Below are 1,188 nucleotides of genomic sequence, written 5' to 3' on the forward strand. Positions count from 1 at the left end.
CACTAGTACCCATAGCTTCGGTGTATTGCTTAGCCCCGTTAAATCTTCCGCGCAGGCCGACTCGACTAGTGAGCTATTACGCTTTCTTTAAATGATGGCTGCTTCTAAGCCAACATCCTAGCTGTCTAAGCCTTCCCACATCGTTTCCCACTTAGCAATAACTTTGGGACCTTAGCTGATGGTCTGGGTTGTTTCCCTTTTCACGACGGACGTTAGCACCCGCCGTGTGTCTCCCGTATAGTACTCATTGGTATTCGGAGTTTGCAAAGGGTTGGTAAGTCGGGATGACCCCCTAGCCTTAACAGTGCTCTACCCCCAATGGTATTCGTACGAGGCGCTACCTAAATAGCTTTCGAGGAGAACCAGATATCTCCGAGTTTGATTGGCCTTTCACCCCCAGCCACAAGTCATCACCGCATTTTTCAACATACGTGTGTTCGGTCCTCCAATTGATGTTACTCAATCTTCAACCTGCCCATGGCTAGATCACTCGGTTTCGGGTCTACACCTTGCAACTAAACGCGCAGTTAACACTCGGTTTCCCTACGGCTCCGCTATTCGCTTAACCTTGCTACAAAATGTAAGTCGCTGACCCATTATACAAAAGGTACGCAGTCACGGTCTCAAGAACCGCTCCCACTGCTTGTACGTATACGGTTTCAGGTTCTATTTCACTCCCCTCACAGGGGTTCTTTTCGCCTTTCCCTCACGGTACTGGTTCACTATCGGTCAGTCAGGAGTATTTAGCCTTGGAGGATGGTCCCCCCATGTTCAAACAGGATGTCACGTGTCCCGTCCTACTCGTTTTCACGTAAAGTTAGTTTTCATGTACGGGGCTATCACCCTGTGCCGCTGTGCTTTCCAACACATTCCACTAACACCCTCTACGCTTAAGGGCTAATCCCCGTTCGCTCGCCGCTACTAGGGGAATCTCGGTTGATTTCTTTTCCTCCGGGTACTTAGATGTTTCAGTTCCCCGGGTTCGCCTCACTACACTATGTATTCATGTAGTGATACATGCTTATGCATGTGGGTTTCCCCATTCGGACATCGTTAGCTCAAATGCTTGTTACTAGCTCGCCAACGCTTTTCGCAAGTTACTACGTCCTTCATCGCCTCTGACTGCCAAGGCATCCACCATATACGCTTAGTCACTTAACCATACAACCCAAATAAGTCTCTATGAGA

1 rRNA gene is annotated in these 1,188 nt (G+C 48.8%); it reads right to left on the minus strand.

The features are described 5' to 3' along the window. Positions 1 to 1,161: ribosomal RNA gene (locus tag ACVBIU_RS20445) — 23S ribosomal RNA — on the minus strand; the annotation flags it as partial. Between the last annotated feature and the right edge of the window lie 27 nt (positions 1,162 to 1,188).

Source organism: Shewanella sp. 30m-14 (assembly GCF_052977125.1).